Source organism: Kitasatospora sp. NPDC059747, assembly GCF_042732955.1.
Classification (GTDB): Bacteria; Actinomycetota; Actinomycetes; order Streptomycetales; family Streptomycetaceae; genus Kitasatospora.
Map to the genome: position 1 here is coordinate 13980 of NZ_JBHWGV010000117.1, position 14317 is coordinate 28296.

A 14317-nucleotide genomic window follows, 5' to 3' on the forward strand; every position below is an offset into this window, starting at 1 on the left:
GAGCAGCTGTTCGCGGGGGGCCGGGGGCTCGGGCTGCACGTCGTGGCGGTGTGGGTTTGGCGGGTGGCCGTGTGCCCGGGGCGACCCCGCCGCCGCCGGCGGTGCCGCCGGTGGTCCCGTTCGTCCCTGCCGTCCCGTCCGCCCCGGACCTCGGCGCGGAGTGCGGACGGCTCTCCGACCTCGTCGACGCCGGCCGCCACACCGAGGTCCTCGGCCTCGCCGCCCGGCTACTGCCCCGCGCCGAGGCCGAACTCGGCGACGGCGCGCCGCTCGTACGGACGATCCGCACCATCTACGCCCGCACCCTCCTCCAGGAGGGACACCACGCGCAGGCCCTCCCCGAGTACCGCCGCCTCGCCGCCACCGCCGAGGGCGGCCCGTTCGGACCCCAGGCCCTTGACCACCGCTACCGCGCGGCGATCTGCCTCGACCACCTCGGGCAGGGCGCGGAGGCGATGGCCGAGTACCAGTCCCTCCTCGCGACGGCGGCCCACGACCCCGACCCGGAACGCGCCTTCGACCTCCGCGAACGCATCGGCCTCCGGCTCGCCGCCGCGGGAGACGCCGAGAACGCCTGGCAGTGGCTCCTCCAGCTCCTCTTCGAACGCGAACGCCGCGAGGGCCCCCACCACCCCGCCGTCCGCCGCCTCCGCCACTCCCTGAACACCCTCCAACCCCACCGCACCACCCGCTGAGCCTCACCCCCCATCCCGCCGAACGCTGGGCCGCGCCGTAGGAAGTCGTTGGGGCCGACTTCCTGTGCTTCCGTGCCTGGCCTTCGCCTCAGCGTGAGAGGCCGGCGGCATCGCCCCCGCCTGCTGGGCTGCGCCGTAGGAAGTCGTTGGGGCCGACTTCCTGTGCTTCGGTCTTCTGGCGTCCACCTCAGCGTGGGAGGCCGGCGGCATCGCCCCCGCCCGCTGGGCTGCGCCGTAGGAAGTCGATGGGGCCGACTTCGTACGTTTCCGTTTCCTGGCGTCCACCTCCACGTGAGAGGTCGGCGGCATCGCCCCCGCCCACTGGGCCGCGCTGTAGGAAGTCGATGGTGCCGACTTCCTGTGGAGGCCCGCGTCCGGGGATGGCGGGGTGTGCCGGATGTCGGCCCGGCCGACTTCCTGTGCGGAGCCTCGTTTCGGGCTGCGGCGTAGGAAGTCGATGGGGCCGACTTTCTGCGCAGGGCCCCGGATGCGGGGAAGCGGCGTTGCGCGAGGCCCGATGGTGCGGGAGGTCGGCGGGGCCGACTTCTTGTGCGGGGCGCGTGGGGAGTCGCCCTGCCCGACTTCGTGTGCCTGGCCTTCGAGTCCAGTGTGAGACGCGAAGCCCTGTACCGAGGCGAGACGCCGGGGGCGACTTCCCGGAGATCCGCGGGACGGTGGTCCGGATCGGGTTCTGCTGGTCGGGCAGGGGGCCGGGGCGGGTAGGTTCGGGGTGTGACGACGAATACTCCGGGCGCGAAGTTGATCCTGCTCACCACCACCCACCGGGTGGCCCCCGGGCTGCTGGCGTGGCCGGCATGGGAGGCGTTGCGGTCGGCGGGGCGGGTGCTGGCGGGGGACGTCGGGCATCCGCAGGTGGCCGCGGTGCGGCAGGCCGGGGTGGACGTGGAGATCGTGGAGCCGGCCTCGGCGCCGGCGCTGGCGCGGCTGCTGACCGAGGAGCCCGCCGGCCGGGCCCCCACGGTGTGGCTGGGCAGCCCCGACGGGGACCCGGGCCTCACCGCGGCGCTGGCGCGCCTGGCCGTGGAGCACGCGGGGGAGGTGCCGGAGATCGAGGTGCTGCCGGGGTCGTACGACCTGCCCGGCGCCCGCCTGCTGGACCTGGTCTCGGTGATGGACCGGCTGCGCTCGCCGGGCGGCTGCCCGTGGGACGCCGAGCAGACGCACGCGAGCCTGGTGAAGTACCTGGTCGAGGAGGCGTACGAGCTGGTCGAGGCGATCGAGGAGGGGGACCGGGAGACGCTGCGCGAGGAGCTGGGGGACGTCCTGCTCCAGGTGTTCTTCCACTCGCGGATCGCCGAGGAGCACCCGACCGACGCCTTCTCGATCGACGACGTGGCCGGTGACCTGGTCGAGAAGCTGATGTACCGGCACCCGCACGTGTTCGGGGACGTCGAGGCGGAGGGCGCCGCCGAGGTCGAGGCGAACTGGGAGCAGCTGAAGGCGGCCGAGAAGGCGGACCGCGAGTCGGTGCTGGACGGCGTGCCGGCCGGGCTGCCGTCGCTCGCGTACGCGGCGAAGCTGGTGTCGCGGGTGCGCCGGGCCGGGTTCGAGGGCGTGCCGGACGAGTCGTACGAGCTGCCCGCGGAGCTCACGGAGGAGTCCGCGGGCAGGCTGCTGCTGGCCGTGGCGCAGCGGGCGCACGACGCGGGGGTGGACGTGGACGCTGCGCTGCGCGCGGCGGCGCGCGCCTACCGGGACGCGGTCCGCGAGGCCGAGGGCCTCAAGCCGGAGTAGACGCGGGGGAAGGGGAAGGGCCTCAGGCCGCCGTCACCGCGTCCTGGACGGCGGTCCGAGGCTGGGGCAGGACGACCTCGCCGATGGCCTCGCCGACGAGGGCGACGAGCTCGGCGAGGCGCTCCAGGCCGAGGTGGTCGGGCAGGTCGGCGAGGGAGATGATCCGCTCGCCGTCCGGGCCGGCGACGCAGAACAGGTCGATCGGCCCGAGGTGCTTCTCGGCGGTGTCGACGAGCGCGGCGACGTCGCTGGGGCGGCGGACGTCCCCGCCGACGCCGACGACGGGGCAGCCGGGCCGGTCGAGTTCGCCGGCGAGGTCCTCGGCGACGCCGGCCCGCTGGTCGGCGATCAGCACTCCGGCGGCGCCGGCCGCGGTGAACCGGCGGGCGAGGTCGGCTCCCGACCCGCCGTCGAGTACCGCGATGACGACGACTGCCCCGGTGACCCGCATGGTGCGCTCCTCCCTGTGGGCGGTCCGCACTGACGCCCACGATTTCTGCCGAGGATCGTAGGCAGGTCCTGACCCTCCGCAACAGGGGTTACCCCTCAGGTGACCAGGCTCACGCCTGCCCACCGTCCAAGAGCTGTCCAAAACCGGTCCACGCACTGTCCACGGGCCGTTCGCGGGGCGTTGAGGAACGGTCCGCGGGCCGTTGACGATCCGGTCACTCACCGTAGATGGCGGGGTGCCCCCGACCCACCGGATACGGTCGTCCCATGCCAGTTCAGCCCGACGCCGCCCGCCCGCCGCTCTTCACGTGGGAGTTCGCCGCCGACCCGTACCCGGCGTACGCGTGGCTGCGCGAGCACGCCCCGGTGCACCGCACCACGCTGCCGAGCGGGGTGGACGCCTGGCTGGTGACGCGGTACGCGGACGCGCGGCAGGCGCTGGCGGACGGCCGGCTGTCGAAGAACCCGGCGCACCACAGCGAGCAGGCGCACCGCACCGGCCGGGTCGGGATCCCGGGGGAGCGGCAGGCGGACCTGATGACGCACCTGCTGAACATCGACCCGCCGGACCACACCCGGCTGCGCCGCCTGGTGTCGAAGGCGTTCACGCCGCGCCGGGTGGCCGAGTTCGAGCCGCGGGTGCAGCAGCTCACCGACCGCCTGATCGACGGCTTCGCGCAGCGCGGTTCGGCGGACCTCATCCACGAGTTCGCGTTCCCGCTCCCCATCTACGCGATCTGCGACATGCTCGGCGTGCCGGCCGAGGACCAGGACGACTTCCGTGACTGGGCCGGCATGATGATCCGCCACGGGGGCGGCCAACGCGGCGGCGTGGGGCGGGCGGTGAAGCGGATGCGGGCGTACCTGCTGGAGCTGATCCACCGCAAGCGGGCGGACCTCGGGGACGACCTGATCTCGGGCCTGATCCGGGCGAGCGACCACGGCGAGCACCTCACCGAGAACGAGGCCGCCGCGATGGCGTTCATCCTCCTGTTCGCCGGCTTCGAGACGACCGTCAACCTGATCGGCAACGGGACGTACGCGCTGCTGCGCAACCCGGAGCAGCGCCGCCTGCTGCAGGAGTCGGTGGCGCGGGGCGAGACGGCGCTGCTGGAGACCGGGATCGAGGAACTCCTGCGCTACGACGGTCCGGTGGAGCTGGCGACGTGGCGGTTCGCGACCCACCCGCTGACCATCGGCGGGGTGGACATCCCGGTCGGCGACCCGGTGCTCGTGGTGCTGGCGGCGGCGGACCGGGATCCGGCCAGGTTCTCGGACGAGAACACCCTGGACCTGGCCCGGGCGGACAACCCGCACCTGGGTTTCGGGCACGGCATCCACTACTGCATCGGCGCCCCGCTGGCCAGGCTCGAAGGCCGGTCGGCGCTGGCCACGCTGTTGTCCCGGCTGCCCGATATCGCGCTGGCGGAAAGCCCGGAGAACCTGCGGTGGCGCGGTGGCCTGATCATGCGCGGATTGCGCGAACTTCCGGTCGAATTCAGTCCCGAGAGCCGTTCACCGCACGCGCTTCCCGACGCTCCGACACACTGACGGGACGTCGCGAACCGGTACGGATCGGCCGTATGAACACCCATCAATCCGGACAAACAACCGCCGTTGGTAGGCGATCGACCACGTGCCGTAATTTCTGTGTGATGTCTGCGATATGAGCTTGTGATTGGTCTGAGGATCTGTCTACTCTCCCTGGAGTTCGCAGCTGCGGACCCCGAGTGCGGAACGCCGAGTCCTGCCCGCCGCGCCACGGGAAACCGACCAGAACCCTGGGCAGGGGCGGGGGAACCAGGTTTGTTGCCGTTCCTCCACGGCTTGGGGTGAAGCCGCCCGAGCGGAATCGTTTCCGCAGACGGCGGCCGGGCCACCTCCCGGTCCGAACCCGACAGCTCACCTCGCAGGCGTGCGGAGAGGGACCCCTTCATGCTGTTCGTTGGAACCGGTCGTCACCGCCGTCGCACCCAGACCGAGAAGGCCATCGCCGTCGCCGGAGTGGCCGGCGTCGGACTCGCGATGCCGATCCTCACCGCCACCGGCGCCTCCGCCGCCCCGGCCTCCGCCTGGGACTCCGTCGCCCAGTGCGAGAGCGGCGGCGACTGGGGCATCAACACCGGCAACGGCTTCTACGGCGGCCTGCAGTTCACCTCCAGCACCTGGAAGGCCTTCGGCGGCACCGCGTACGCGGCGCAGGCCAACCAGGCCTCCAAGGGCCAGCAGATCGCGGTGGCCGAGAAGGTCCTGGCCTCGCAGGGTCCGGGCGCCTGGCCGGTCTGCTCGAAGAAGGCCGGCCTGTCGAAGGGCGGCGCCCCCGCCGCCGTCGACACCTCCGACGCCAAGCCCGCCGCGCAGCAGCACTCCCAGCCGGTGCAGCAGCAGCCCGCGGCGAAGCCGGCCCAGCCGAAGCCGGCTCAGAAGCCCGCCCAGCAGCAGTACCAGCAGCACACGCAGCAGGCCCAGCAGCAGCCGCAGGCCCCGGGCTTCTCCGGCAAGGCCGGCTGGGACGCCGACGCGAAGGTGTACTGGTACCAGAACAATGGCACCTGGTACTGGACCAGCCACCAGGGCGTCTACCAGCAGTACGCGGGCCAGGCCCAGCAGCAGGCCGCCCAGCAGCAGTACGCCCAGCAGCAGGTCCAGCAGCAGTACGCCCAGCCGCAGCAGCAAGCCCCCCGCGCCGCCGTCGCCCCGCAGGGCGGCCACGACTACACCGTCCACGCCGGTGACACGCTGTCGAGCATCGCGTCCGCCCAGGGTGTGCACGGCGGCTGGCAGTCGGTCTACGACGGCAACCGCGGCACCGTCGGCGGCGACCCGAACCTGATCCTGCCCGGCCAGGTGCTGCACCTCGGCTGACGCCGGCCGGAACCGGTGCGACACGCCACGGAGGGGGCCGACCCCGGATCGGCCCCCTTCGTCCGCTTCCGCCCCTTTTCCCGGGGAGCCCAGGTGAACTACCGGTAAGTAGCCCGGCCACACGCTGAGACGGGACCGAGGTCGGCGTGGCCCCGGGACCACGTGCGGTTAGGCTCTGGTCGTAACGACTCCGCAATCATCCCGCCGGCCGCACCACTGGTCAGCGGGACCCTGCTTCCGCAAGGAGATGCCTCGTGCCGTCCATCGATGTCGTCGTAGCCCGTGAGATCCTCGACTCGCGTGGCAACCCCACGGTCGAGGTCGAGGTCGGCCTCGACGACGGCAGCACCGGTCGTGCCGCTGTCCCGTCGGGTGCCTCCACCGGTGCCTTCGAGGCGCTGGAGCTCCGCGACGGTGACAAGAACCGCTACTTCGGCAAGGGCGTGGAGAAGGCCGTCCTGGCCGTCATCGAGCAGATCGGCCCGGAGCTGGTCGGCTACGACGCCACCGAGCAGCGCCTGATCGACCAGGCCATGCTCGACCTGGACGCCACCCCGGACAAGTCCTCGCTCGGCGCCAACGCCATCCTGGGCGTCTCGCTGGCCGTCGCGCACGCCGCCTCCGAGGCGAGCGACCTGCCGCTGTTCCGCTACCTGGGCGGCCCGAACGCGCACGTCCTGCCGGTCCCGATGATGAACATCCTCAACGGCGGCTCGCACGCGGACTCCAACGTCGACATCCAGGAGTTCATGATCGCCCCGATCGGCGCGGAGTCCTTCTCCGAGGCCGTCCGCTGGGGCGTCGAGGTCTACCACACCCTCAAGGGCGTCCTGAAGGAGCGCGGCCTGTCCACCGGCCTCGGCGACGAGGGCGGCTTCGCGCCGAACCTGGACAGCAACCGCGAGGCCCTGGACCTCATCACCGAGGCCATCCAGAAGGCCGGCTACGTGCCCGGCCGCGACATCGCGCTGGCCCTGGACGTCGCCGCCTCCGAGTTCTACCAGGACGGCGCCTACCAGTTCGAGGGCAAGGCCCTCTCGGCCGCGGAGCTCATCGAGTACTACGCCGGGCTCGTCGCCGCCTACCCGCTGGTCTCCATCGAGGACCCGCTGGACGAGTCGGACTGGGACGGCTGGAAGGCCATGACCGTCAAGCTGGGCGACAAGGTCCAGCTGGTCGGCGACGACCTGTTCGTCACCAACCCGGCCCGCCTGGCCAAGGGCATCGAGACCGGCACCGCCAACGCGCTGCTGGTGAAGGTCAACCAGATCGGCTCGCTGACCGAGACCCTGGACGCCGTCGAGCTGGCCCAGCGCAACGGCTACCGCTGCATGATGTCGCACCGCTCCGGCGAGACCGAGGACGTCACCATCGCCGACCTGGCCGTCGCCACCAACTGCGGCCAGATCAAGACCGGCGCCCCGGCCCGCTCCGAGCGCGTCGCCAAGTACAACCAGCTGCTGCGCATCGAGGAGATCCTCGACGACGCCGCCGAGTACGCCGGCCGCGGCGCCTTCCCGCGCTTCCGCTCCGCGGAGTAATCACGCTCTGCGGAGTAATCAGCACGGTCGCTCCGCGGAGCAATGAGCACAGCCGTTCGGCGGAGTAGTACGCACAGCGAGCACGAGGGCCGAACACCTCCGGTGGTGCACGCCTGACCGGTGCCCCGCCGTTCACCCCGTAGGGTGGACGGCGGGGCACCGTCGCGACCAGGAGGGGAACGGGAGATGGCTGGCTGGAGGATCCCGGGCTTGGCGGCCCGTCCTCGCTTCACGAGCCGGGCGACCGTCCTCGTCCTGGTGCTCTGCTCGCTGGTGGCGATCCTCGCCTACCCGACGCGGCAGTTCATCTCCCAGCGCGCCGAGATCTCCGCCCAGCGGGCGAAGGCCGAGCACGCCCGGCAGCAGGTCGAGCAGCTGCGCCGGGACAAGGCCCGCTGGCAGGACCCGGAGTACGTCAAGGCGCAGGCCCGTGCCCGGCTGCACTACGCGATGCCGGGGGAGACCCCGTACATCGCGGTGGATCCGGCCGGAGCGGGCGCCGCCCAGTCCTCCGCCGCCCCGCCCGCCCCCTCCGACGGCACGGCCGGCGGCGCGGTGAAGGCCGCCAAGCCCTGGTACTCCAGCGTCTGGGACTCGGTGGACGCCGCCGACACCGCGGCCCTGGCCCCCATCGCGCCGTCGACCCGTCCCCTCCCACCGTCCCCCGCTGGAGACCCCTCCCCCCATGACCACTGAGAACCACCCCGCCGTCTCCGACGCCGACGTCGCCGCCATCGCCGCCCAGCTGGGCCGGGTCCCGCGCGGCCTGCGCGGCGTGGCCCACCGCTGCCCGTGCGGCAACCCGGACGTCGTCGAGACGGCCCCGCGGCTGCCCGACGGCACGCCGTTCCCGACGCTCTACTACCTGACCTGCCCCAAGGCCGCCTCGCTGATCGGCACCCTGGAGGCGGACGGCGTGATGAAGGAGCAGACCGCCCGGCTGGCCGAGGACCCGGAGCTGGCGGCCGCGTACCAGAAGGCGCACGAGGACTACATCGCCCGGCGCGACGCCATCGAGGTGCTGGAGGGCTTCCCGAGCGCCGGCGGCATGCCGGACCGGGTCAAGTGCCTGCACGTGCTGGTCGGCCACTCGCTGGCCGCCGGAGAGGGCGTCAACCCGCTCGGTGACGAGGCGATCGGCATGCTGGAGGACTGGTGGGCCAAGGGCCCGTGCGTCTCCCCGGCCGAGGTCGAGGCGGCCGGCGAGCGGGTCCTGCGCAACCGGGCCAAGGACCAGGACCACGAGGCCGTCATCGCCGCCAAGGAGCAGAAGACCGCCGAGCGCGCCGCGAAGAAGCGCGCCGCCGACGAGGCCGAGGCGCGGGAGTCCGAGTGAGCACGACCCGCGTGGCCGCGATCGACTGCGGCACCAACTCGATCCGGCTGCTGGTCGCCGACCTGGACCCGGCGACCGGTGAGATCACCGACCTGGACCGCCGGATGATCGTCAACCGGCTGGGCCAGGGCGTGGACCGCACCGGCCGGCTGCACCCGGACGCGCTGGCCCGCACCTTCGCGGCCTGCCGGGAGTACCGGGAGGTCGTCGACGGCTTCGGGATCGGCCCGGAGCGCATCCGCTTCGTCGCCACCAGCGCCTCCCGGGACGCCGAGAACAGCGACGAGTACGTCAAGGGCGTGCGCGAGATCCTCGGCGTCGAGCCCGAGGTGGTCAGCGGCGAGGAGGAGGCGCACCTGTCCTTCGTTGGTGCCACCAAGGAGCTGACCGGCGGTCAGTTCGCCGCGCCGTACCTGGTGTTCGACCTCGGCGGCGGCTCGACCGAGTTCGTGCTCGGCGCGGACGACGTCCAGGCCGCGCGCTCGGTGGACATCGGCTGCGTCCGGCTGACCGAGCGGCACTTCGGCGGCGCCGAGCTGCCCACCGCGGAGCAGATCGCCGAGGCCAGGGCGCACGTGCGGGCCGAGCTGGACAAGGCCGAGGAGGCCGTCCCGCTGACCGGCGCGGCCACCCTGGTGGGCCTCGCCGGGACGGTCACCACGGTGTCCGCGATCGCCCTGGACCTGCCGGCCTACGACTCGGCGGTGATCCACCACTCGCGGATCGGCCGGGAGCGGGTCGCGGAGATCGCCCGCGAGCTGCTGGCCGCCACCCACGCCGAGCGCGCCGCGATCCCGTCGATGCACCCGGGCCGGGTGGACGTGATCGCGGCCGGGGCGCTGGAGCTGCTGGAGATCATGGAGCGCACCGGCGCCGCCGAGGTCGTCGTGAGCGAGCACGACATCCTGGACGGCATCGCCTGGAGTATCGCCTCCTGACCCGTTGCGGGCCTTACCCGACCGGCTCCGGAACCCCGAACGGGGGGCCGGGGCCGGGGCGCGCCCGGGCACGGGCGGAAAAGTTCGTGAATTTCTTCACATGGCGATCCAGTCATTCGTCGCACCCGCTCGTCCGCTACGTCCGAATTGTGGGACCGAAGGCTGTCACCGCGCGTCGCCCGTTGGATCGCAGGTCAGGCCTCGCTTGAGGTTTGAAAATCGAAATCACAAGCGGGAACCCGGGTGCTGTACGGATCGTTGCTGCTCAGCAGGGTGGTGTGACCCCGGGTGCTCACGGGGTGCCCGCGGGTGCGGTGAGGTGTCCCCGAGGAGGCCGTTTTGTGGCCGCGCAGTGTAGCACGGGGTGTCCATCCGCTTGTGACCGGGCTCACGAAGGCTGCTCCGGACGGTGCTGGATACTTTCGGATATGAGCACCACGGAGCGTCCTCGCATCCTCATTGTCGGCGGTGGTTACGTCGGCCTGTATGCCGCGATGCGCATCCTCAAGAAGATGCGTTACGGCGAAGCGACCGTCACGGTCGTCGACCCGCGGTCGTACATGACGTACCTGCCCTTCCTCCCCGAGGCGGCCGGCGGCAACGTCGCGCCCCGCAACCTCGTCGCGCCCCTGCGCAGCGCCCTCAAGAAGGCGGAGGTGCTCACCGGTCACGTGACCGCTGTGGACCACGCCCGCAAGGTCGCCACCATCGCGCCCGCGGCCGGCGACTCCTACGAGCTGCCCTTCGACTACCTCGTCGTCGCGACCGGCTCGGTCTCCCGCACCTTCCCGATCCCGGGTCTGGCGGAGAACGGCATCGGCATGAAGACGGTTGAGGAGGCCATCGCCCTCCGCAACCACGTCATGGCGCAGCTGGACAAGGCCGAGTCCACCACGGACGAGGCGATCCGGCGCAAGGCCCTGACCTTCGTCGTCATCGGCGGCGGCTTCGCCGGCGTCGAGACGATCGCCGAGGTCGAGGACATGGCGCGCGACGCCGCCAAGATCTACAAGACCGTCAGCCGCGACGACATGCGCTTCATCCTGGTGGAGGCGGCCAACCGCATCCTCCCCGAGATGGGCCCGGACCTCGGTCTGTGGACCAAGGAGAAGCTCGGCGAGCGCAACATCGAGGTCTACATCGAGACCTCCATGGACTCCTGCGTCGACGGCCACGTCGTGCTGAAGAACGGCATGGAGATGGACGCCTCCACCATCGTGTGGACGGCCGGCGTGAAGCCGAACCCGGTGCTGGCCCACTTCGGCCTGCCGCTGGGCCCGCGCGGCCACGTCGACACGGCGCCGACCCTCCAGGTCCAGGGCTTCGACTACGTCTGGTCCGCCGGCGACAACGCCCAGGTGCCGGACCTCGCCGCCGGCGAGGGCGCCTGGTGCCCGCCGAACGCGCAGCACGCCTGCCGCCAGGCCGTCGTCCTCGGCGACAACGTGATCTCCGGCATGCGCGGCTTCCCGCAGAAGGAGTACAAGCACAAGAACCTCGGTGCGGTCGCCGGTCTGGGCCTGCACAAGGGTGTCGCGATCCTCTTCGGCAAGTTCAAGCTGAAGGGCCGCCTCGCCTGGTGGTTCCACCGCGCGTACCACGGCGCCATGGTGCCGACCTTCAACCGCAAGGTCCGCGTCTTCACCGACTGGACCCTCGCCGTCTTCCTGAAGCGCGAGATGGTCGGCCTGTCCCAGATGGAGCAGCCGTACCTGCCCATCCAGGAGGTCACCCCGCCCACGAAGCCCGTGGAGGCCGCCAAGCCGGCCGCCGAGAAGGAACTCGCGAGCAAGTAAGCGACTGAGACCCCGGTGTGGGAGCACCGGGGTATGAGTCGGAGGCCCTCCGCCCGGCAGTGTCGCCGGACCACGACCTCCGTGGTGCTCAGCCGGCCGTGCGACCGGGCGGAGTACAGAAGTTGGAAGGCCCCTGCCGAACCCTCCGGCAGGGGCCTTTCGCGTTCCCGGACCGGCCGTCAGTCGGTCTTGATGCTCTCCAGGATGTCCAGCTTGGACGCCCGGCGGGCCGGCCAGATCGCGGCCACCAGGCCGACCAGTCCGGCGAGGAGCAGGAAGAGCGCCAGCTGGCCGTACGGCACGACCGTGGTGAGCCCGGCCAGGCTGGACTTCAGGGTGCCGTTGACGGCCCAGGCGATGAAGCAGCCGAGCAGCACGCCGATCCCGGCGCCGAACAGCGAGATCACCACGGACTCCAGACGGACCATCCGCTTGATGCCCCGGCGGTCCAGGCCGATCGCCCGCAGCATGCCGATCTCGCGCTTGCGCTCGAAGACCGACATCGCCAGCGTGTTGATCACGCCGAGGACCGCGACCAGCACGGACATCGCCAGCAGGCCGTACATCAGGTTCAGGATGAAGGTGATGGACTGGCTGAAGCGGTCCCGGACGTCCTGCTTGGACTTGACCTCGATCACCGGGTTGGCACCGGTGGCGTCCTTGAGGGACTGCTTGAGCGCGGCGGTGGCGCCGTCCTTGCCCTTGACCAGGACGTCGGTGACCTGTGCCTTCGGCTCGTGCTTGAGGATCTCGCCGTTGGCCAGGACGACCGGGCCGAGCATGCCGCCCTTCTCGTACACGCCGCCGACGGTGAGCTGCCCGGTGGACTTGTCCGGGAAGGTCACGGCCATGGTCGAGCCCGTGGTGACGTTGAACTTCGTGGCGACGTCCTGGTCCACCAGGAGCCGGCCCTGGCCGAGGGCGGCGGTGGAGCCGCTGGTCAGCTTGACCGAGGCGAGCTGGTCGAAGCTGTCCGCGTTCAGGCCGCTGATCGCCTTGCTGGTGCCGTCGAGCTTCCAGTAGACGGAGGTGAGCGGCGAGGAGGCCGCCACCCCGGGGGCCTTGGCGATCTCGCCGGGCACCTGGTCGGACAGGCCCATCCCGTTGGCGGTGCCGACCAGGTAGTCGGCCTTCATCGAGTCGGTGATGGCCCGGTCGATCACGCCGGTGACCGAGGCGCCCAGCACGGTGAGGCCGGTGACCAGGGTCAGGCCGATGGTGAGCGCGGCGGCGGTGGAGGCGGTGCGGCGGGGGTTGCGCACGGCGTTCTGCTGGGCCAGCTTGCCCGGGGTGCCGGCCAGCTTGCGCAGCACCGGGCCGACCAGGGCGATGACCGGACGGGAGAGCAGCGGCAGCAGCACGAACACGCCGATCAGGGCCAGGAAGGCGCCGATCGCGACCGGCATCCGGCCGGTGTCGTTGCCGGTCGAGGCGCCGAAGCCGATCAGCGCGAGACCGCCGGCGGCGAGGAGGGAGCCGATCGTGTTGCGGACCACCAGGCTCTTCTGACTGACCGGCTGGTCGCCGTTGCTCATCGCGGCCACCGGGGCGATCCGGGAGGCGCGCATGGCCGGCAGCAGGGCCGACAGCACCGTCACCAGGACACCGACCAGCAGGGTCACGCCGATGGTGAGCGGCTTGATCACCAGCGAGCCCTGCGGCATGTCCGCGTTCAGCGTGCTCATGAGGGACTGCAGCCCGGCGCCGATCCCGACGCCCGCGAGCAGACCGGCGACGGCGGAGACGACACCGATCGCCAGCGCCTCCACCAGGACGGAGCGGGTGACCTGCTTGCGGCTGGCGCCGATCGCCCGCAGCAGCGCGAGTTCCTTGGTGCGCTGGGCGACCAGCATGGTGAAGGTGTTCGCGATGATGAAGATGCCGACGAAGAGCGAGATGCCGGCGAACGCGAGCAGCACGGTGCGCAGGGTGTTGGTGCCCTCGGCGATCTGCTTCTGCTCGTCGGCCTTGAGCTTGGCCCCGGTCTCGACATCGAACTGGCTGCCGGCCGGCACCGTGGGCTGGACCTGGGCGAGCAGCGCGTCCTCGGTGGTGCCGGGCTTGGCGGTGAGCACGATGCTGCTGTAGCGGCCCGGCTCCAGGAGTAGCTGCTGGGCGGTGGCGCGGTCGAACAGGGTGAGCGTGCCGCCGGAGTTCACCACCGGGTCGGCGGTGGTGAAGATCCCGGTGAGCTTCGCCTCGATGACCGGCCCGTTGGCGGCCACCCGGACGGTGTCGCCGACCTTGTAACCGGCCTTGTCGGCGGTCTTGCGGTCGAGCGCGATCTCCTTGCCGTTCGCCGGCCCCCGGCCCTCGGCCATCGGGTAGCGCGTGTCCCCGCCGTCCTGGCCCGGGGTGAAGTTGGCGCCCCTGGCGGCCCAGAACTGGCCGACCAGGTTGCCGTTGCGGTCGGCGACGCCGGTGAAGCCGCTGACCACGCCACGGGCGCCGGCGGTGCCCGGCAGCGCGGCGAACTGCTGGACGGTGGCGTCGGTGAGCGTGGCGGAGCCGCTCTCGCTCTTCTCCTTGGCCGAGACGCGGGAGCCGGCCGCGTTGTCCACGACCTGGACCGAGACGTCCGAGTAGCTCTTGGAGTTGCTGTCCCGCATGGCCTTGCCGAAGGTGTCGGAGAAGACCATGGTGCCCGCCACGAAGGCGGTGCCCAGCATGACGGCCAGAGCCGTCATCAGCAGTCGGCCCTTGTGGGCCAGCACGTTGCGCAGTGCGGTGCGATACATGAGGTGTCCTGGGTTCAAGTGCGGGCGTTCGGTTGCCGGAAGGTCAGCTGGTGCGGCCCTTGGCGTCGAAGCGGCGCATGCGGTCCAGGACGGTGTCGGCGGTGGGGGTGTGGAGTTCGTCGACGATGCGGCCGTCGGCGAGGAAGACGACGCGGTCGGCGTAGGAGGCGGCGACGGGGTCGTGGGTGACCATGACGACGGTC

General features: G+C 71.7%; 10 protein-coding genes, 2 pseudogenes and 1 riboswitch. Of the genes and pseudogenes, 9 read left to right on the forward strand and 3 right to left on the reverse strand.

All coding sequences use genetic code 11. The features are described from left to right. Positions 1-110 precede the first annotated feature (110 nt). Positions 111-695: a tol-pal system YbgF family protein gene (locus tag ACFV4G_RS35210; protein ID WP_380446262.1), complete on the forward strand. Its 585-nt coding sequence runs from the start codon at positions 111-113 to the stop codon at positions 693-695. Positions 696-1427: 732 nt separating this feature from the next. Further along, positions 1428-2450, forward strand: coding sequence for a MazG family protein (locus ACFV4G_RS35215; protein ID WP_380446263.1), 1023 nt, complete (start codon positions 1428-1430; stop codon positions 2448-2450). 22 nt (positions 2451-2472) lie between these two features. Here the strand turns inward: ACFV4G_RS35215 and ACFV4G_RS35220 are convergent, their stop codons facing one another. Further along, positions 2473-2901, reverse strand: a complete 429-nt coding sequence (locus tag ACFV4G_RS35220) for an SDR family NAD(P)-dependent oxidoreductase (protein WP_380446264.1) — start codon at positions 2899-2901, stop codon at positions 2473-2475. Positions 2902-3167: 266 nt separating this feature from the next. Here ACFV4G_RS35220 and ACFV4G_RS35225 point away from each other — a divergent pair, with 266 nt between their 5' ends. The 7 genes and pseudogenes from ACFV4G_RS35225 (at position 3168) to ACFV4G_RS35255 (ending at position 11376) form a co-directional block, all read left to right on the forward strand. After that, positions 3168-4451: a cytochrome P450 gene (locus ACFV4G_RS35225; RefSeq protein ID WP_380446265.1), complete on the forward strand. Its 1284-nt coding sequence runs from the start codon at positions 3168-3170 to the stop codon at positions 4449-4451. A gap of 210 nt (positions 4452-4661) precedes the next feature. Continuing rightward, positions 4662-4830: riboswitch (cyclic di-AMP (ydaO/yuaA leader) on the forward strand. Between the two features lie 5 nt (positions 4831-4835). Further along, on the forward strand, positions 4836-5765 hold the full coding sequence (locus tag ACFV4G_RS35230; protein WP_380446266.1) for a transglycosylase family protein: 930 nt from the start codon (positions 4836-4838) through the stop codon (positions 5763-5765). 254 nt (positions 5766-6019) lie between these two features. Then, entirely contained in the window at positions 6020-7306 is a 1287-nt protein-coding gene (gene eno / locus ACFV4G_RS35235) for a phosphopyruvate hydratase (RefSeq protein ID WP_380446267.1), read from the forward strand. A 210-nt stretch (positions 7307-7516) separates the two neighbouring features. Continuing rightward, positions 7517-8002: a septum formation initiator family protein gene (locus ACFV4G_RS35240; RefSeq protein ID WP_380446268.1), complete on the forward strand. Its 486-nt coding sequence runs from the start codon at positions 7517-7519 to the stop codon at positions 8000-8002. Next, a pseudogene (locus ACFV4G_RS35245) lies at positions 7974-8513 on the forward strand (DUF501 domain-containing protein); the annotation flags it as partial. The gene ACFV4G_RS35240 and the pseudogene ACFV4G_RS35245, both read left to right, overlap by 29 nt. A gap of 125 nt (positions 8514-8638) precedes the next feature. Then, a complete protein-coding gene (locus ACFV4G_RS35250; RefSeq protein WP_380446269.1) occupies positions 8639-9580 on the forward strand; it encodes an exopolyphosphatase in 942 nt (313 codons plus the stop codon). 428 nt (positions 9581-10008) lie between these two features. Beyond that, complete coding sequence (locus ACFV4G_RS35255; protein WP_359968203.1) at positions 10009-11376, forward strand: NAD(P)/FAD-dependent oxidoreductase; 1368 nt, start codon at positions 10009-10011, stop codon at positions 11374-11376. A gap of 179 nt (positions 11377-11555) precedes the next feature. Here ACFV4G_RS35255 and ACFV4G_RS35260 read toward each other — a convergent pair whose 3' ends face one another. Together ACFV4G_RS35260 and ACFV4G_RS35265 are read right to left on the reverse strand one after the other, a co-directional pair. After that, the gene (locus tag ACFV4G_RS35260) at positions 11556-14114 is read right to left on the reverse strand and encodes an ABC transporter permease (protein ID WP_380446270.1); all 2559 of its coding nucleotides are present in this window, start codon (positions 14112-14114) and stop codon (positions 11556-11558) included. A gap of 43 nt (positions 14115-14157) precedes the next feature. After that, positions 14158-14317: pseudogene (locus ACFV4G_RS35265) on the reverse strand (ABC transporter ATP-binding protein); the annotation flags it as partial.

Excerpts from the sequence above, each read along its gene's own strand:
- ACFV4G_RS35220 (WP_380446264.1), bottom strand. The coding sequence starts at position 2,901 with ATGCGGGTCACCGGGGCAGTCGTCGTCATCGCGGTACTCGACGGCGGG.
- ACFV4G_RS35225 (WP_380446265.1), top strand. The coding sequence starts at position 3,168 with ATGCCAGTTCAGCCCGACGCCGCCCGCCCGCCGCTCTTCACGTGGGAG.
- ACFV4G_RS35230 (WP_380446266.1), top strand. The coding sequence starts at position 4,836 with ATGCTGTTCGTTGGAACCGGTCGTCACCGCCGTCGCACCCAGACCGAG.
- ACFV4G_RS35255 (WP_359968203.1), top strand. The coding sequence starts at position 10,009 with ATGAGCACCACGGAGCGTCCTCGCATCCTCATTGTCGGCGGTGGTTAC.
- ACFV4G_RS35260 (WP_380446270.1), bottom strand. The coding sequence starts at position 14,114 with ATGTATCGCACCGCACTGCGCAACGTGCTGGCCCACAAGGGCCGACTG.